The sequence below is a fragment of the Microvirga sp. 2TAF3 genome (assembly GCF_052114965.1).
Lineage (GTDB): Bacteria > Pseudomonadota > Alphaproteobacteria > Rhizobiales > Beijerinckiaceae > Microvirga.
Map to the genome: position 1 here is coordinate 89,985 of NZ_JBFRFT010000008.1, position 16,690 is coordinate 106,674.

The following is a 16,690-nucleotide window of genomic DNA, read 5'->3' on the forward strand; positions in this document are numbered from 1 at the left end:
CATGAGGCGCTTCTCGGCCAATCTCGGCTTTCTCTTCTCGGAGCTTCCCGAGGTGAGACGGATCGAGGCCGCCGCCGCGGCGGGATTTTCCGCCGTCGAGATGCATTGGCCTTATGATGTGCCTGCATCGGACATGAAAGCGGCGCTCGCGCGGAACAACGTGACGATGCTCGGGCTGAATACGCCCGTCGGGAATGCCGCTGCAGGCGATTTCGGATTGGGCGCCCTTCCCGGCCGCGAGAGTGAATTTCAACAGGCTTTCGACAAGGCGTTGTCATATGGCGCGGAGATCGGCGCAAATGCCGTTCATTGCATGGCGGGCGTCGTGCCGGACGAGGCGCTGGTCGCCGTCGAGAGCACATTCGTCGAGAATCTGAGATCTGCCGCCGACAAGGCGACGCAGGCGGCGATGACGATCCTGATCGAGCCGATCAATCACCGGGACAAGCCGGGCTATTTCCTGCATCGCGTGGAGCAGGCTGCGTCCATCATCGGCAAGGTGGGACGCGCGAACGTGAAGATCATGTTCGACTGCTATCACACGCAAATCACGCAGGGCGATCTCATCCGGCGTCTGGAAACGCACCTGCCCCTGATCGGTCATGTGCAGATCGCCGGGGTGCCGGACCGCGCGGAGCCGGACGAGGGCGAGATCAGCTATCCGGAAATTTTCCGGGCGCTCGACCGCTTCGGCTACACCGGCTGGATCGGCGCCGAATACAAGCCGCGCGGTCGAACCGAGGATGGGCTCGGCTGGTTCCCGACCTGGTCCAACGGCAGAACCTAGGTTGGGAGGAAAATTCATGCGGTTGGGATGTATTGCGGACGACCTGACGGGGGCCACCGATCTTGCATTGATGCTCTCGCGTGAGGGTTTGCGAACGGTGCAGACGATCGGGGTCCCGGATGAGGCTCTCGATCTTTCCGGCGCAGACGCGGTCGTCGTCGCTCTCAAGTCGCGAACCATTCCTGCGCAAGAGGCCGCCGCACAGTCCCTCGCGGCGGCAGAGGCCCTGCGGAAAGCGGGCGCGAAAAATTTCTTCTTCAAATACTGCTCGACATTCGACTCGACAGATGGAGGCAATATCGGCCCCGTGACGGAGGCGCTTCTTGCCTTCACCGGCGGCGACTTCACCCTCGCCTGCCCTGCCTTTCCCGCCAATGGCAGAACGGTTTATCAGGGCCACCTCTTCGTCAATGGCGTGCCGCTGCATGAAAGCAGCATGAAAGACCATCCGCTGACGCCGATGCGGGACTCGAACCTCGTCCGCGTCCTGCAACGGCAGACCCGCCTCCCCGTTGGTCTTGTTCCGTTCGAGGATGTGGATGCCGGTGCCGATGCCGTCCAGAAAGCCTTCGAGCGGGAGAAGGCGGCGGGACATCGGATCGTGATCATCGACGCCATCACGGACCAGCACCTTCGCACCATCGGTGTTGCGGCAGCGGGATTACCGTTGATCACCGGCGGCTCTGGTGTCGCGATGGGGCTTCCTGGCGCTTACAGGAAGGACCGGCCCACTGACAGCTCGTTGAAGAGCACTCACCTTACCGCCCCCGAAGGGAAAGCAGCCATTCTGGCCGGATCCTGCTCCAGCGCAACACGGCGTCAGGTGGAGATCGCGATCAAGGGGGGCGTTCCGGCTTTCCGCATCGATCCGATGGCCCTGGCCTCCGGCGCGCTCACGCCGCGGACAGTGCTCGATTGGATCGCGGCACAGGACACTGGCGGACCTGTCCTCGTCTATTCCACGGCCAGCCCGGACGAAGTGCAGGACGTCCAAACCAGACTCGGTCGCATGAATGCGGGAGAGCTCGTCGAGCACTTTCTGGCGGAGATCGCGCGAGCGCTCCCCGAAAAAGGCTTCACGCGTCTGATCGTTGCCGGCGGAGAGACCTCCGGCGCGGTGGTCGGCGCTCTCGGTGTCAGCGCGCTTACCATCGGGCCCGAGATCGATCCTGGCGTTCCCTGGACCCGGACCCTGGCCGGAACCGACCTCGCGCTGGCCCTCAAATCCGGCAATTTCGGCGCCCCCGATTTCTTTCTGAAGGCTTGGAGTCTGCTCCAGTAATCGCACGGGCCTACCCGGCTCACATAACACGACGATAAGCTCCGGTGGCGGACCTCGCACACCGGACGAGGAAACACGCCATGGATTACCGCACCTATTATGCCAAAGCCGACCGACCCGTTGAAACCTGCGTCGTGGGAACGGGAGGTTTCGGGCAGAGCTTTCTTGCCCAGGCGCAGCGGGTTCCGCTGCTCGGCGCGCGCATCACCGTCGATATCACGGCCGAGAGCGCCGCTTCGGGTTTGAGCGCTGCAGGGATCGAGCCGCGGCGGATCCGGATCTGCGAAACCGCCAAGGAAGCCAAAGCCGCATGGGATCGAGGTGATTTCATCGCAGCCAGCGACCTTGCCATGGTGAGCGAGCTTCCCTTCGACGTTGTCGTCGAAGCAACCGGACGCCCCCTCGCCGGCGCTCGCCATGCGTTGCTCGCCATCGAATCCGGCAAGCATCTGGCTCTGGTGACGAAGGAATTGGACAGCGTCGTCGGTCCCGGTCTGAAGAAGCTCGCCGCCGACCGAGGGCTCATCGTCACCACTGTCGATGGCGACCAACCCAGCCTGCTCATCGGTCTGGTTTCCTGGGCGGAGGTTCTGGGTTTCACTCTGATCGCCGCCGGAAAATCCAGCGAATACGACTTCGTGTTCGATCCATCCTCAGGGCGTGTCACCAGCAACGGGCTTTCTGCGGATTGCGGCGTGCTTGCCCGGCACTGGGACCTCGGCGCACACGACGTGAACGATATCGTTGCGGCGCGCGGCGCCGCCGTGACGGGCTTCCCGCAACGGGCCGTGCCCGATCTATGCGAATTGATGGTCGTCGCGAATGCGACCGGGCTCCAGCCGGACCGTCCGGATCTTCACGCGCCGCTCGCCCGCATCGGCGAGGTGCCGACCATCTTTTCGCATCGTGATGGCGGCGGCATCCTTTCCGGCGAACGACGGCTCGACGTGTTCCACTGCCTGCGCAAGCCGGACGAGATCAGCTTTGCCGGCGGCGTCTTCGTCGTCATCCGTTGCGACGATTCCAGAAGCTGGGACATGCTGGCGCAGAAGGGGCATATCGTCAGCCGGACCGGCGAGGCGGCCATGGTCTTCATGCCGCGCCACCTCCTCGGCCTCGAGGCGGCGACGAGCATTCTCGATGCCGCGATCCACAATGTCTCCGGCTACGGATCCGATTACCGGCCGCGCTTCGATCTGGCCGCGGTGGCGACGGAGGACCTCCCTGCAGGAACACTTCTCTCCATGGGAGGCCATCACCATACGATCTCCGGCGTCACTGCCGAGTTCAGGCCCGCCCGCGCGCTGACGTCCGATGCGCCGGCTCCGTTCTACCTTGCGGCAGATTGCCGGTTGACGGCACCGATCCGGAAAGGTCAGGAAATCCGGATCGGAGATCTCGACCTCGATCGGGGCTCGAAACTGCTGTCCTTACGTGGAATGCAGGACGCTCATTTCTTCGGCTCATGACATTGCGATTGCCTGGGACGATGGCAAGTTTCTCTTATCTGAAGCCGGACCGTTTCACCCTCGCACTGGTGGCGACGGTCGGCTTGGCGAGCATCGTCCCAGCAACAGGCACTGCCGTTCCAATTCTGAATGCGACAACGATTGGCAGCATCGCGCTCCTGTTCTTTCTTCAGGGCGCCCGCCTGCCGAGGGAGGCCATCATCGGCGGCCTCGTCCATTGGCGATTACATCTGACAGTGCTTGCAGCGACATTCGTACTGTTCCCTCTGCTGGGCTTCCTGCTCAGTGCGGGACTCAAGCCGATCCTGCCCTCCGGAATAGTGCTCGGCATCCTCTTCCTTTGCTTTTTGCCGTCGACGATCCAGTCCTCCATCACCTTCACATCGATCGCGCGCGGGAACGTGGCGGCCGCCGTGTGCAGCGCCTCGGCATCGAATTTCCTGGGCGTCTTTCTGACCCCTCTCCTGCTGAGCCTCTTCATGAACCTGCACGGCCAAGTCTCGCTCAGTGCCGTCGGTTCAATCGCCGGACAGCTGCTTGTCCCATTCGTCGCCGGTCATCTCGCCCGGCCCTGGATCGGCGATTGGGTGAAGCGTCATCATATCCTGACGAGCCTCGTCGATCGCGGCACCATCCTGCTGGTCGTCTATTTCGCCTTCGGCGAGGCCGTCGTGAGCGGTCTGTGGCATCAGCTCGCAGCGCACGACCTCATCGTTCTCGTGATTTTCAATTGCGTGCTTCTGGCGGCTGTCCTGATGATCACGACGTATACGAGCCGCATGCTGGGATTTTCACGGGAGGACGAGATCGCCATCGTGTTCTGCGGCTCCAAGAAGAGCCTGGGCAGCGGCGTGCCAATCGCCAGCATTCTCTTTCCCGCCGCGGCTGTCGGCGCGATCATCCTGCCGCTGATGCTGTTTCACCAGATCCAGCTGATGGTCTGCGCCGTGCTGGCCCGCAATTACGCAAACCGCTCTAGAGTCTGATCATGTCTGTTTGAAACATGCTCAGCCTCCAGATTTCCTGTCTTTGCATGATCTTGACGGATAACCGGTTCCCACTTGTCCGGATCATGCCCTATGTAAGCAATTGGGCATACCGCTCGATGGAACGGGCGACGACGGCCTGGGCATCGCTTTTGACATCCTTGCCGACGAAAGCGCCGTAGATCCGGTCATAGCGCCACGGGGCAAGCGCCTCCCCAATCCGGCGGACCTCACGGGCAGGCAGCGGCATCATGTTGGGATAGCTCCACAGGAAGCTGACCCGGCGCACATCGGCAGCCACCTGAATGACGTCTCCGGAAAGAAGGACACCGGCCCCATCATGCGGGCGAGCCCAGTGCAGAACGGTGCCGCCGGGAAAGTGACCGCCGAGCCTGATCAGGGTGATGTCGGGTGCGATCTCGAGCGTATCGCCCTCCCACAGCCTGATTTCGGGCGCTGGACGCATGATCCACTCGCGGTCGGCCGCATGCAGGTAGATCGGAACATGGCCGAAGGCGCGGCTCCAGTCCTGCATGGTGGTATAATAATGCGGATGCGAGATCGCGATGGCGGAAAGACCGCCGAGTCCCTGCACGATCTCCTTTGTCGCCTCATCGAGAAGGGCAATGCAGTCCCACAAGACGTTTCCGTGCGGGGTCCTTAAGAGAAAAGCCCGCTGGTTGATGGCGAAAGCGGGAACCGTATGGATGCTGAACAGGTCCGGCTCATGCAGGCGCCATGCAATGTTATGCCGCGAAGCCAGCTTTTCCCTTGTGATCCAGGCCTGACCTGCCTCCGGGACGAACTGCCTTTCGTCATCGCAGATCGGGCATGCGGATGGCGGGCTGTCCGCAGGTGGGTATGACGTGCCGCAGGCAGAGCATAGGAAGGTTGGCATCTCATCATCTCGAAATCGTTCGACGGCGCGCCACCCTAACAACCCTCCTCGTCAGATCAAGGATGAAGCCTTGCCATGGGTATCGTCGGCCTGGAGGCATCAGGCCGATGGAGCAGGCGGACCTTTGTGTTGACATGTCGATTTTAAAAAATCAGTCTTCCCTGATGCCGGAATGACGGGATCGGAGAGCGGAATGGGGACGGGCCGAAGCGCAACGGAAAGTGGCGACAAGCCCTCCGCCACTGAAGGCATCCATACCGATTTCTCCGAGGGGATGAGCTATGGCGACTACCTGCGGCTCGACACCCTGCTCTCGGCGCAGACCCCGCTGACGGGCGAGCACGATGAGCTTCTCTTCATCGTCATTCATCAGGTCATGGAGCTGTGGCTGAAGCTTCTCAACCGGGAGCTCGACACCGCTCTTGACCACATTCGCGTGGACGAACTGCAACCGGCTTTCAAATGCCTTGCCCGCATCAACCGGATCCAGGAGCAGCTGATCCAGGCCTGGACGGTGCTTTCGACCATGACTCCGTCCGACTACCTCCGCTTCAGGCCTTCGCTGGGCCGTTCTTCCGGCTTTCAATCCTGGCAGTATCGTCTCGTCGAGTTCAAGCTCGGCGCGAAGGACGCCACGAAGATCGCGCCTCATCGCCATCGCAGTGAGATCGCCGCCCAGCTCGAGGCCGTTTATCGGGCGCCGGGTCTTTACGACGAGTCTTTGCGTCTTCTCGCAAGACGGGGATATCCGGTTCCGCCGGAGGTGCTCGGCCGCGACGTCACGCAACCCTATATGGCGCATCCCGGCGTCGAGGCCGTGTGGGAGGAGATCTATCGGCATTCGGACGAGCATTTCGATCTCTATGAGCTGGCGGAGGAACTCGTCGATCTCGAGGATGCCTTTCAGCAATGGCGTTTCCGGCACATGAAAACCGTGGAGCGCATCATCGGCATGCGGCGAGGTACGGGCGGAAGCGCGGGCGTGGCTTATCTTAGAAGCGCGCTCGAACGGTCCTTCTTTCCCGAACTCTGGTCTGTGAGAACCAAGCTCTAAGGAAACCGGTGGCTCGATGCTCGATCTTCGCCCCTACTTCTCGAAATTCCTGAACGCAGATCCGGGCCGCCTCCATTTCGCGGCCCATAGCCATCATCCCTGGCCCGACGTCACGCGGGATGCGCAGATCCAGGCCTGGGACGATGCGGCCCGCCTCGTCGACGACAAATGGGAGCGCATTCTCGGCCCGGTCCTGAACGAGTTCCAGACACACGTCGCAGGGCACCTCAATCTTCCGGATCCCTCCACCGTAGCGGTCGCTCCGAACACGCACGAATTCCTCAAGCGCATCCTCTCATGTTTCCCGACGGATCGGCCGATCCGAATTCTCACCTCGGACAGCGAGTTCCATTCCTTCAGCCGGCAGATCGCGCGCCTCGAAGAGGACGGGAGCGTCATCGTCACGCGCGTGCCAGTCGAGCCCTTTGCGACATTCGAGGATCGCTTTCTCTCCGCCGCGCGGAATGCCCACGATGTCGTCTTCGTCAGCCAGGTCTTTTTCAATTCGGGCTTCGCGGCGGATATCCGCAAGTTCGCCGAGGCGGCGGGCGATTCCATGCTCGTCATCGACGGCTATCACGCCTTCATGGCAAGACCGGCGGATCTCGCAGATGTTGCCGACCGCGCGTTCTATATCGCCGGAGGCTATAAATATGCCATGTCCGGTGAGGGTGCGTGCTTCATGCATTGCCCACCCGGCTGGGGACCCCGGCCAAGAGACACGGGCTGGTATGCCGCCTTCGGCGATCTCTCGAAGGCCCAGAGCGGACAGGTCGCCTATAGCGAGGACGGCTGGCGGTTCATGGGGTCGACCTTCGACCCGTCCGGCCTCTATCGCTTCAACGCCGTGATGCGGTGGCTGGCTGAGGCCGGAATCACAGTCGATGCCATCCATGATCATGCCCTGTCCTTGCAGGAGCACTTTCTGCGCCAGATCGACGGTCGAGCCGGGTTCGGCCGCGAAACTCTGGTAGTGCCCCCGAACGAGCCTCGCCGTGGGAATTTCCTCACCTTCGACAGGCCGGATGCGCAGCAGATCTATCATCACCTCAAGATGCAACGGGTGGTGACCGATGTGCGGGGGAGCCGCCTGAGACTGGGATTCGGAATCTATCAGACGCGTGAAGAGGTGGATGAGCTGGTCCACCGTATCGACCGGGCCGCTTCACTTCGACAGACACAACATACGGCATCGACGAGCGTTTAGATGCAGCCTATTCCTTCACGGCTCCGGTCATCGAGGACACGTAGTAATCCACGAAGAACGAATAGAGCAGCACGACCGGCAGCGATCCCAGAAGCGCGCCTGCCATGAGCGCTCCCCACTCATACACGTCCCCGCGCACCAGCTCGGTTAGCACGCCCACGGGCACGGTCTTGTTCTCGGAGGACTGGATGAAGGTAAGCGCATAGATGAACTCGTTCCAAGAGAGCGTGAAGGCAAAGATGCCGGCCGAGATGAGGCCCGGAATGGAGAGCGGAAGCATGATCCGCGTGAGGATCTGCCAGCGCGACGCGCCGTCGACGAGCGCGCATTCCTCCAGCTCATACGGGATCGAGCGGAAATAGCCCATCAGCAGCCACGTGCAGAAGGGGATAAGGAAGGTCGGATAGGTGAATATCAGAGCGAACTTGGTGTCGTAGATGCCGAACTTGAAGATCATCACCGCGAGCGGGATGAAGAGGATCGACGGCGGCACGAGATAGGCGAGGAAGATCGCAAGTCCGGTCCAGCGCGAACCGGGGAAGCGGACACGCTCGATAGCATAGGCCGCCAGCACCGCGGCTGTCAGGGAAAGGATCGTCGACCCCACCGCCACCACCATGGTGTTGAGAAGCCAGCCCGGATAGGAGGTCTCGAACAGCAGGTATCGGATGTGCTGCAAGGTCGGGCTGGACGGCCAGAGCGGATTGTAGTCGCGGAAATTGGTGAGCTCCACATTCGGCTTCAGAGCCGTGATCGCCATCCAGTAGAACGGAAACAGGAGGACGAAAACGAAGACGGCCAGCGGCAGGTAGATCGTCACGATCCGGCGCGGCAGCCGATTCAGATAGCTCATGCCAACGCTCTCGTCGGCAAGTGCGGGATCGGCGGACTTGGCGGAGTAAGTCATCAGTCCGTCCCTCCCTGCTGCCAGCGGCGGCGCTGCAGTCCGAAATAGCTGAACAGGATCGCTCCCAAGAGGAACGGCACCATCGCCACCGCGATCGCCGCGCCCTCCCCAAGCTGCCCTCCGGGAATAGCCCGCTGGAAGCTCAAGGTCGCCATGAGATGGGTGGCGTTCAACGGCCCGCCTCGGGTCAGCACGTAGATGAGCTGGAAATCGGTGAAGGTGAAGAGCACCGAAAAGGTCATGACGACCGCGATCAGCGGCGACAGCATGGGCAGCGTGATGAAGCGGAAGCGCTGCCAGGACGTGGCCCCGTCGAGGGTCGCCGCCTCGTGCAAAGAGGGCGAGATCGTCTGCAAACCCGCGAGCAGGGTGATGGCGACGAAGGGAATGCCACGCCACACATTGGTCAGGATCACCGTGATGCGGGCATTGGTCGTGTCGCCCAGGAAATTGATGGGCGACTGGATGAGCCCGAGCTTCATGAGCGACCAGGAAATGATCGAGAATTGCGCGTCGTAGATCCACCAGAAGGCGATGGCGGACAAAACCGTCGGCACCACCCATGGCAGAAGCACGACGGCGCGAATGAAAGCCTTGAACGGGAGATGCTCATTGAGAAGCAGTGCCAGCCACAGGCCGAGAGCGAATTTCAGCGCCGAGGCTACGACCGTGTAGAGGATGGTATTGAAGACCGAGAGCCAGAAGATGCTGTCCTCCCACAGCGACTGATAGTTCTCGAGGCCAACGAAGGTACCGGCACGACCGACCCGCGTATCGGTGAAGCCGAGCCAGACGCCAAGCCCCAATGGATAGGTGAGAAAGAGCAGCAGAAACGCTGCCGCCGGCAGCATGAAGAGGAAGCCGAGAAAGCCCTTGCGTTGCAACAGGGGCTCCCGCGCAGGCGCCGCTGACGCATCCGCATGAGAGAGGGCAGTGCCGGCCATCGGGCGCCTCCGGTTTCTCGGGATAGATCAGGGCGGCGCCTAAACGCCGCCCGACGCGTCACACGCGGTAGTATCGGTTCGCCCGCTGCTCGGCGCGCTTTGCCGCCTCTTCCGGCGTGCGCTGCCCCGTCGCCGCCTCGGCCACCATGTCGACCATGACGTAATCGGCCATGGTCGCTGCGGAGGCATAGCCCAGCGGGCCCGCATAACCATTCGGACGCAGGGTCGCGGAGGCGCGCTTGTAAGGCTCGTTCACCGGATCCGCGGTCCAGACCGGATTGTCGATCATGCCCTTCAACGGCGGGCAGCAATAGGCGCTCGATGCGGTGATCCAGCCATCCATCTGCGGCTTGTCAAGCATGAATTGCAGGTAGGCACGGGCGGCGTTCGGGAATTTCGTGTACTGGAAGATCACCGCCGAGGTGGTCTGATGCAGCTCCACGGGCTGGCCCACCGGACCGGTGGGAAGCACCGTCGAGCGGATGTCCTTCGCAAGCTCGGCCATGTTCGGATCATTCTTGGCCGAATAGTAGAGCGACACGCCATTGGCCGTAACGGAGATGTCGCCGGACAGGAACACACGGTTGTTGTTGATGTCGAGCCAGCTTTCGGTGCCCGGAATGAAGGTCTTGTAGAGTTCGCGGGCATATTGCAGGGCCTTGATCGTCTCGGGTGAGTTGATGGTGACCTTGCCGTTTTCATCGACCATCTTTCCGCCATGGCTCCAGACGATCCAGTGCGCGAAGTTGTTGCCGTCGCCGACCGCCTTGCCCAGCGCGAAGCCCGCAGGCTTGCTCTTGGCCTTGAGGGCCTTGCACATTTCCAGGAACTCGTCCGTCTTTTCCGGGAATTTCGACCAGCCTGCCTGCTGAAGCATGCTCTCCCGATAGAGAATAGCGTTGCCGATCGCGGCCAGTGGAAGCGCGATGAACTTGTCGCCCTTCTTGGCGTAACCCTCGAGACCGGGATAGTAGCCGCCATAGCGGCTTGCGAAGCTCGTTGCGATATCGGTCACGTCCAGGAGCTTGTCCGGATATTGGAACGGGTCGTCGAACCAGACGAGCATCACGTCCGGGCCGGAGCCGACATTGGCCGCGACCGCAGCTTTGGGGCGGATATCCTCCCAGCTCTCCTTGTCGACGCGGACCTCGACGCCCGTCGCTTCCGTGAATTTCTTGGTGTTGGCGAGCCAGGAATCTTCGTCACCTTTGACGAAGGGCGTCCAGCGCAGCACCCGCAAGGAGGCGCCTTGTTCCGGCTTGTAGCTAGGCGCGGCGCCTTGCGCGAGGGCCGGCATGGAACCCAGAAGCTGGGCTCCCGCCGCGCCTGCAGCAACACCGGCAGTCCCGAGAAGCAGATCACGTCTAGACAGGGTCATGGTCGCTTTCCTCCGCAGCCCGGGATCTATGGAGAGCTGCACGGTCTTCCCGGTGGGACCGCGCGCTTGCAATCAGTTGATGCGCCGCCCGGTTTCCTTGTCGAAGAGATGGACAAGGGCAGGATCCGGCAAAACCCGGATCGTCTCGCCCGGTCGCGCAGCGATGCGCTCGCGGAACACGCAGGTGATCTCACGGCCCTGGACCCTGGCGAAGACCTGGGTTTCCGATCCGGTGGGTTCGATGACGCTCACCTCGACGGGAATGCCCTCGTCCGAGAGGTGAAAATGCTCGGGCCGGATTCCGTAATAAACCGGTCTTCTAACCGATGCCCCAGGAGCATTCTGAACAGGGAGCGTCAGATCGCCCATGACGAACCCGGACGATTCGATCCGTCCTTCCAGCACGTTCATGGCCGGCGAGCCGATGAACCCTGCGACGAACAGGTTGACCGGGCGGTCGTAGAGTTCGAGCGGCGCACCCATCTGCTCGACGATGCCGTCATGCATCACCACGATCTTGTCGGCCATGGTCATGGCTTCGATCTGGTCGTGAGTGACGTAGACCGTCGTGGTCTTCAACCGCTGGTGCAATGCCTTGATTTCGGTGCGCATCTGCACGCGCAGCTTGGCGTCGAGGTTGGACAGCGGCTCGTCGAACAGGAACACTTGCGGATCGCGTACGATAGCCCGGCCCATGGCGACGCGCTGGCGCTGGCCGCCGGACAATTGACGCGGATAGCGGTCGAGGAGCTTGGTCAGCCCTAAGATCTCGGCGGCGCGGTTGACCTTGGTGGCAATCTCCGCTTTCGGCGCATTCTTAAGCTTGAGCGAAAAGGCCATGTTGTCCGCGACCGTCATATGCGGATAGAGCGCATAGTTCTGGAATACCATGGCGATGTCGCGCTCTTTCGGCGGCACGTTGTTCACCAGACGCGAGCCGATGCGGATCTCCCCGCCGGTAATGTTCTCGAGCCCGGCCACCATCCGCAGCAAGGTCGATTTTCCACAACCGGACGGCCCGACCAGGATGACGAACTCACCATCCTGAATATCGACCGACACCCCATGGATGACCTGGGTCGCTCCAAAGGCCTTCTTCACATCCTTGATTTCAACGGAGGCCACGGGACACCTGCTCCGTTCCGATGGCCTGCTGGCGGGCTTGGGTGCGAGACGGCCCGTAAGCACGGGCAGCAGGACACCGGCGCGTCAATGCCGCTTCACGGCGTTGAAGCATGCGCTTCCTCCCAACCCCCGCTTTTGAAGTGGCTCGTCTGATGCGAGCTTAGAGCGATGATTAACAGATATTATTCCAGCAGTATCGAGAGAAGATCAAGCGCTCCGCCTATGATGTCTTAAGGATACAACATAATTGACTTTTTGCGAATGGAAACAATGACCATAATGATGACGAGCCTCTCTTTTGGGCACAAAGACGAAGAATGCAGAGGGTTAGACTTTGGTCGGCGTCGATACAATTATTGCCAACGCAAAAGCTGCCGGTCAGAGTAAGCCGAACGCAAAGGAAGATCGTTGATGGAAGTTCTGATACTCGGGGCGGCCGGGATGGTCGGACGCAAACTCACCGAACGCCTGACGCAAGAGAAGCGTCTTGGCGGCCGCGAAATTTCCCGCGTCATCCTGCATGATGTCGTCGCCCCCCAGGCACCCGAAGGCGCTCCTTTCGCCGTCACGACGGCTACGTCCGACTTCTCGGCTCCCGGCGAGGCGGGGAAGCTCGTGGCAAGCCGCCCAGACGTGATCTTTCACCTCGCCGCCATCGTATCCGGAGAGGCCGAGGCCGACTTCGACAAGGGCAACCGCATCAACCTGGATGGCACCCGCCAGCTTTTCGAAGCCATCCGCGCTGTCGGTGACGGTTATAGACCTCGTGTCGTGTTCACATCCTCGATCGCGGTCTTCGGTGCGCCCTTCCCGGATGCGATCGGCGATGAGTTCTTTCTGACGCCGCTCACCAGCTACGGAACCCAAAAGGCAATCGGCGAGTTGCTGCTGGCCGATTATACGCGACGCAGCTTTTTCGATGGGATCGGCATCCGCCTGCCGACCATCTGCGTGCGTCCGGGCAAGCCGAACAAAGCCGCGTCCGGCTTCTTTTCCGGTATCATCCGTGAACCGCTGAACGGTCAGGAGGCCATCCTGCCCGTTCCGGACGACGTACGGCATACCCATGCCTCGCCACGCTCCGCCGTCAGTTTCCTGATGCACGCCGCGACCCTCGACGGCACGAAGCTTGGGGAGCGGCGGAACCTCACCATGCCGGGCGTGTCGGTCACGGTGGCGGAACAGATCGATGCCTTGCGCCGCATCGCAGGCGACAGGGTCGCAGCTCGGATCCGTCGCGAGCCGGATCCGACCATCATGCACATTGTCGAAGGCTGGCCCCTCCGCTTCGACGCCCGACGGGCGACGAATCTCGGCTTCAAGGCCGAGGAGAGCTTCGACGACATCATTCGCATTCACATCGAGGATGAGCTCGGCGGCAAGATCGCGAGCTGATCAAAAGTCAGGGGCCGACAGTGAGCAACAATAAACGGTTTGAAGGGCGAAGGGCCGTCGTGACCGGCGGCGCATCGGGCATCGGTCTCGGCGTCAGCGCCAGGCTCGCGGCAGAGGGCGCCAAGGTTGCCATCTGGGATTTGAGCGAGGCGGCCATGGGAAGCGCACGAGAGACCATCGGCCCCGGCACCAAAACGGCGCAGGTCGATATCACCGACCCCGATGCCGTCGGCGCGGCCTGCGCGGAGACCGTCTCCGCCCTGGGCGGGATCGACATCCTGATCGCCTGCGCCGGCATCACCGGCCCGAACACGACCGTCTGGGATTATCCGGTCGAGGCCTGGCGCCAAGTCATCGATGTCAATCTCAACGGCCTGTTCTATTGCAACCGGGCCGTCGTGCCGGCCATGCTCAAGAACGGTTATGGCCGCATCGTCAACGTCGCCTCTGTCGCAGGCAAGGAGGGTAATCCCAATGCCTCCGCCTACAGCGCCTCGAAGGCCGCCGTGATCGGCCTGACCAAGTCGCTCGGCAAGGAACTGGCCAAGAGCAACGTCACGGTGAACTGCGTCACCCCGGCCGCGGTGCGCACGCCGATTTTCGACCAGATGAGCCAGAGCCATATCGATTTCATGCTGTCCAAGATCCCGATGGGACGGTTCGGAAAGATCGATGAGATCGCATCCCTGATCTGCTGGCTTGCCAGCGAGGAATGTTCTTTCACCACCGGCGGCGTGTTCGATATCTCCGGCGGACGAGCAACCTATTGATATCGAGACGCTACTGAGCACATTGCGCATGCTGGACCGGCGGAGCCCATTTCGCGTTCAGGAATCGCTCAAGAGGAAAGAAGAAATGGCCGAGAACTCCAAGATCGCCATCGTCACGGGAGCCGGGACAGGAGTAGGAAAAGCGATCTCGCGAGCCCTCCTGCAGGCAGGCTTCACGGTTGTCCTGGCGGGTCGCCGGAAGGATGTTCTTATAGCGACCGAGCAAGAGATCGTGACGCGGGGAGCCTCCTCTCTCTCGGTGCCGACCGATGTCACGGATGCCTCCTCCGTCGCGGCGCTTTTTGCCAGGACGAAGGACGCATTTGGACGACTCGATCTGCTCGTGAACAATGCCGGCATCAATACACCGTCGATCCCGCTCGAAGACCTGTCCTGGGAGCAGTGGAGGAGCGTGGTCGATACCAATCTGACGGGCGCCTTCCTGTGCACCCAGGAGGCGTTCCGGCTGATGAAATCTCAGACCCCGCGCGGCGGACGCATCATCAATAACGGGTCCGTTTCCGCCTACGCCCCTCGCCCGCATTCAGCGCCCTATACGGCGACGAAACACGCGATCACCGGGCTGACCAAATCGACGTCCCTGGACGGACGGGCCTTCGACATCGCCTGCGGCCAGATCGATATCGGCAACGCAGCCACCGAAATGACCGCGCGGATGATGAGCGGTGTGCTTCAAGCCGATGGCTCGGTTGCGGCGGAGCCGACGATCGACGCACAACATGTTGCCGAGGCTGTGGTCTACATGGCCGGTTTGCCCCTGACGGCCAATGTCCAGAACATTACCGTCATGGCCACCAAGATGCCCTTCATCGGACGAGGGTGAGGTCGCGCGGCCCCCATTCCGAGGCATACGGGTCACATCATGAAATAGGACGTGCCAGCATTTGCCGGGCGGCCTCATGGCCGCGCTCCGCCGCCGCCTGGAACCAACGTTGCGCGGCCTCATAGTCTACGGGGACGTCGAATCCGCCGGACCTCAACATGCCGAGCGCGAACATGGCGCCGACATGGCCTTTTCCTGCCGCCTTTTCGAACAGGTTTAGTGCGGTGGCATGATCCTTCGGTCCACCACGACCGTTCACCATCATCTCTGCGAGAGCAGCCTCCGCATCTGCCATGCCGACGACGGCGGCACGTGTTATCCAGGTGCGGCCCGCTTCGAGATCGGCATCGACGCCGCGCCCCTCTGCCAGGGCCCTGCCGTACCAATATTGCGCGGTCACAACCTCATTCGCGGCGAGACGAAGCCAGTGGACCGCCTGCCGCTCGTCGCGCTTCATGCCGATTCCCTCCAACAGGCAGAAGCCCAAATGGGAGGCAGCCACCAGGTTTCCCGACGAGGCCGCCTGTTCGAGCCATTCGCGCGCCTTTACAAGGTCTTCGGGCTTGCCCTCCCCGACGCCGTTCAGCAGGAGGTTCGCGAGATCCATTTGCGCCTGCTGATCGCCCGCATCGGCTGCAATCCCAAGCCAATGCATCGCCTCTTTCGGATCGCGCCCCACACCAGCCCCGAGCAGGTAAAGCAGACCCAGTGTTCGAGCCGCCTCGCAATGACCTGCCTCTGCTGCCCGACGATACCAGATCGCCGACTCCGCGTAATTGGGCGGAAGCGCGCCTGCTTCGGCATAGATATCGCCAACCAAAGCCGCCGCATCCGGGTCGCCCGCCAACGCCGCCCGGCGGAGCCAAGACTCGCCTTCGGTACGATTGGGCTCGATCCCGATTCCGAACATCAGCGCACGTCCCCAGCTGGCCTGACCGGAGCGGTAGCCCATCTCGGCCGCCCGCCGGTAAAGCTGCATCGCCGCGGCTTGGTCCTGCTCCACCCCTATGCCACGTTCCGTCAGCACGCCGAGAAGATGGATTGCCGGAAGTAGATCAGCCTGCGCTGCACGGCGGATATGATCGGCGATGCGAGCCTCGTCTTCTTCGCTTTCGGCCGATTGCGCGAGCGACAATCCGTAGCCATAGGCCCCTTGTGGACAGCCAGCCTCGGCTGAGCGTCTGTACCAATCCTGCGCCTCATCGAAATTGCGCATCGATTCCGGGCCCCAGGTGAGGATGTAGGCCAGCAATGCCTGTCCATCGGCGGATCCATGCTCCGCCGCACGGCGCGCCCATTTTTCTGCGACCTCGAAATCAGGCTCTGGAACGTCATCGATTGAAAACAGTTCCGTTGCGGATTCGGCGACAGTACCTTCGTTGCGTAAGGGCGCAACGCCGTCGATATACAGCGCGGCGAGAACCCACTCGGCCTCGACATATCCCTGCATGGCGGCGCGCTCGATCCAGCGAACGCCATCGGCACGGCTTGCGGGTACGCCGGAACCGTCCAGATAACACCTCCCGATCCGATATTCAGCTTCGGCGATACCGGCGCGAGCCGCAGTCGTGAGGAACTGGAAAGCCTCGGCTGTCTGCCCCGCCTCGTTCAGTCTCGCCGCACGGCGAAGTGCCATGGATGGCC

The 16,690-nt window shown here is 61.9% G+C and carries 15 protein-coding genes; 9 read left to right on the forward strand and 6 right to left on the reverse strand.

Annotated features, from left to right (window positions below; genetic code table 11):
• Position 1: 1 nt before the first annotated feature.
• From AB4Y97_RS10380 to AB4Y97_RS10395, 4 genes are all read left to right on the forward strand, one after another.
• Positions 2–787, forward strand: a complete 786-nt coding sequence (locus AB4Y97_RS10380) for a hydroxypyruvate isomerase family protein (RefSeq protein WP_441998961.1) — start codon at positions 2–4, stop codon at positions 785–787.
• A 16-nt stretch (positions 788–803) separates the two neighbouring features.
• Positions 804–2,069, forward strand: coding sequence for a 3-oxo-tetronate kinase (gene otnK, locus AB4Y97_RS10385; RefSeq protein ID WP_441998962.1), 1,266 nt, complete (start codon positions 804–806; stop codon positions 2,067–2,069).
• A gap of 80 nt (positions 2,070–2,149) precedes the next feature.
• Positions 2,150–3,538: an NAD(P)H-dependent oxidoreductase gene (locus AB4Y97_RS10390; RefSeq protein WP_441998963.1), complete on the forward strand. Its 1,389-nt coding sequence runs from the start codon at positions 2,150–2,152 to the stop codon at positions 3,536–3,538.
• A gap of 20 nt (positions 3,539–3,558) precedes the next feature.
• Positions 3,559–4,524 carry a bile acid:sodium symporter family protein gene (locus AB4Y97_RS10395; protein WP_441998964.1) on the forward strand — a complete coding sequence of 322 codons (966 nt, stop codon included), beginning with the start codon at positions 3,559–3,561 and terminating at the stop codon, positions 4,522–4,524.
• A 91-nt stretch (positions 4,525–4,615) separates the two neighbouring features.
• On the opposite strand, the gene AB4Y97_RS10400 is transcribed toward AB4Y97_RS10395, so the two are convergent.
• A complete protein-coding gene (locus AB4Y97_RS10400; protein ID WP_441998965.1) occupies positions 4,616–5,422 on the reverse strand; it encodes an MBL fold metallo-hydrolase in 807 nt (268 codons plus the stop codon).
• Positions 5,423–5,615: 193 nt separating this feature from the next.
• On the opposite strand from AB4Y97_RS10400, the gene kynA reads away from it, so the two are divergent.
• Positions 5,616–6,476, forward strand: a complete 861-nt coding sequence (kynA, locus tag AB4Y97_RS10405) for a tryptophan 2,3-dioxygenase (RefSeq protein WP_441998966.1) — start codon at positions 5,616–5,618, stop codon at positions 6,474–6,476.
• A gap of 16 nt (positions 6,477–6,492) precedes the next feature.
• On the forward strand, positions 6,493–7,683 hold the full coding sequence (locus tag AB4Y97_RS10410) for an aminotransferase class V-fold PLP-dependent enzyme (RefSeq protein ID WP_441998967.1): 1,191 nt from the start codon (positions 6,493–6,495) through the stop codon (positions 7,681–7,683).
• A gap of 7 nt (positions 7,684–7,690) precedes the next feature.
• Here AB4Y97_RS10410 and AB4Y97_RS10415 read toward each other — a convergent pair whose 3' ends face one another.
• The 4 genes from AB4Y97_RS10415 to AB4Y97_RS10430 all read right to left on the reverse strand — a co-directional run bounded on the left by AB4Y97_RS10415 (position 7,691) and on the right by AB4Y97_RS10430 (position 12,037).
• Positions 7,691–8,590, reverse strand: a complete 900-nt coding sequence (locus AB4Y97_RS10415) for a carbohydrate ABC transporter permease (protein ID WP_441998968.1) — start codon at positions 8,588–8,590, stop codon at positions 7,691–7,693.
• Entirely contained in the window at positions 8,590–9,441 is an 852-nt protein-coding gene (locus AB4Y97_RS10420) for a carbohydrate ABC transporter permease (protein WP_441999054.1), read from the reverse strand. The genes AB4Y97_RS10415 and AB4Y97_RS10420 overlap by 1 nt, the downstream gene beginning before the upstream one ends.
• A gap of 151 nt (positions 9,442–9,592) precedes the next feature.
• A complete protein-coding gene (locus tag AB4Y97_RS10425) occupies positions 9,593–10,912 on the reverse strand; it encodes an ABC transporter substrate-binding protein (protein WP_441998969.1) in 1,320 nt (439 codons plus the stop codon).
• Positions 10,913–10,984: 72 nt separating this feature from the next.
• Entirely contained in the window at positions 10,985–12,037 is a 1,053-nt protein-coding gene (locus AB4Y97_RS10430) for an ABC transporter ATP-binding protein (RefSeq protein WP_441998970.1), read from the reverse strand.
• A gap of 411 nt (positions 12,038–12,448) precedes the next feature.
• Here AB4Y97_RS10430 and denD point away from each other — a divergent pair, with 411 nt between their 5' ends.
• From denD to AB4Y97_RS10445, 3 genes are all read left to right on the forward strand, one after another.
• Positions 12,449–13,432 (forward strand): D-erythronate dehydrogenase, encoded by a 984-nt coding sequence (gene denD, locus AB4Y97_RS10435; RefSeq protein ID WP_441998971.1) that lies wholly within the window; start codon positions 12,449–12,451, stop codon positions 13,430–13,432.
• A 20-nt stretch (positions 13,433–13,452) separates the two neighbouring features.
• Positions 13,453–14,202, forward strand: coding sequence for an SDR family NAD(P)-dependent oxidoreductase (locus tag AB4Y97_RS10440; protein WP_441998972.1), 750 nt, complete (start codon positions 13,453–13,455; stop codon positions 14,200–14,202).
• Positions 14,203–14,287: 85 nt separating this feature from the next.
• Complete coding sequence (locus AB4Y97_RS10445; RefSeq protein WP_441998973.1) at positions 14,288–15,046, forward strand: SDR family oxidoreductase; 759 nt, start codon at positions 14,288–14,290, stop codon at positions 15,044–15,046.
• A gap of 37 nt (positions 15,047–15,083) precedes the next feature.
• Here AB4Y97_RS10445 and AB4Y97_RS10450 read toward each other — a convergent pair whose 3' ends face one another.
• A complete protein-coding gene (locus tag AB4Y97_RS10450) occupies positions 15,084–16,682 on the reverse strand; it encodes a tetratricopeptide repeat protein (RefSeq protein WP_441998974.1) in 1,599 nt (532 codons plus the stop codon).
• Between the last annotated feature and the right edge of the window lie 8 nt (positions 16,683–16,690).

What these genes read in the sequence shown, in the direction of transcription:
- AB4Y97_RS10380 (WP_441998961.1), top strand. Translation starts at nt 2, where the DNA reads ATGAGGCGCTTCTCGGCCAATCTCGGCTTTCTCTTCTCGGAGCTTCCC.
- otnK (WP_441998962.1), top strand. Translation starts at nt 804, where the DNA reads ATGCGGTTGGGATGTATTGCGGACGACCTGACGGGGGCCACCGATCTT.
- AB4Y97_RS10390 (WP_441998963.1), top strand. Translation starts at nt 2,150, where the DNA reads ATGGATTACCGCACCTATTATGCCAAAGCCGACCGACCCGTTGAAACC.
- AB4Y97_RS10395 (WP_441998964.1), top strand. Translation starts at nt 3,559, where the DNA reads ATGGCAAGTTTCTCTTATCTGAAGCCGGACCGTTTCACCCTCGCACTG.
- AB4Y97_RS10400 (WP_441998965.1), bottom strand. Translation starts at nt 5,422, where the DNA reads ATGCCAACCTTCCTATGCTCTGCCTGCGGCACGTCATACCCACCTGCG.
- kynA (WP_441998966.1), top strand. Translation starts at nt 5,616, where the DNA reads ATGGGGACGGGCCGAAGCGCAACGGAAAGTGGCGACAAGCCCTCCGCC.
- AB4Y97_RS10410 (WP_441998967.1), top strand. Translation starts at nt 6,493, where the DNA reads ATGCTCGATCTTCGCCCCTACTTCTCGAAATTCCTGAACGCAGATCCG.
- AB4Y97_RS10415 (WP_441998968.1), bottom strand. Translation starts at nt 8,590, where the DNA reads ATGACTTACTCCGCCAAGTCCGCCGATCCCGCACTTGCCGACGAGAGC.
- AB4Y97_RS10420 (WP_441999054.1), bottom strand. Translation starts at nt 9,441, where the DNA reads ATGCTGCCGGCGGCAGCGTTTCTGCTGCTCTTTCTCACCTATCCATTG.
- AB4Y97_RS10425 (WP_441998969.1), bottom strand. Translation starts at nt 10,912, where the DNA reads ATGACCCTGTCTAGACGTGATCTGCTTCTCGGGACTGCCGGTGTTGCT.
- denD (WP_441998971.1), top strand. Translation starts at nt 12,449, where the DNA reads ATGGAAGTTCTGATACTCGGGGCGGCCGGGATGGTCGGACGCAAACTC.
- AB4Y97_RS10445 (WP_441998973.1), top strand. Translation starts at nt 14,288, where the DNA reads ATGGCCGAGAACTCCAAGATCGCCATCGTCACGGGAGCCGGGACAGGA.
- AB4Y97_RS10450 (WP_441998974.1), bottom strand. Translation starts at nt 16,682, where the DNA reads ATGGCACTTCGCCGTGCGGCGAGACTGAACGAGGCGGGGCAGACAGCC.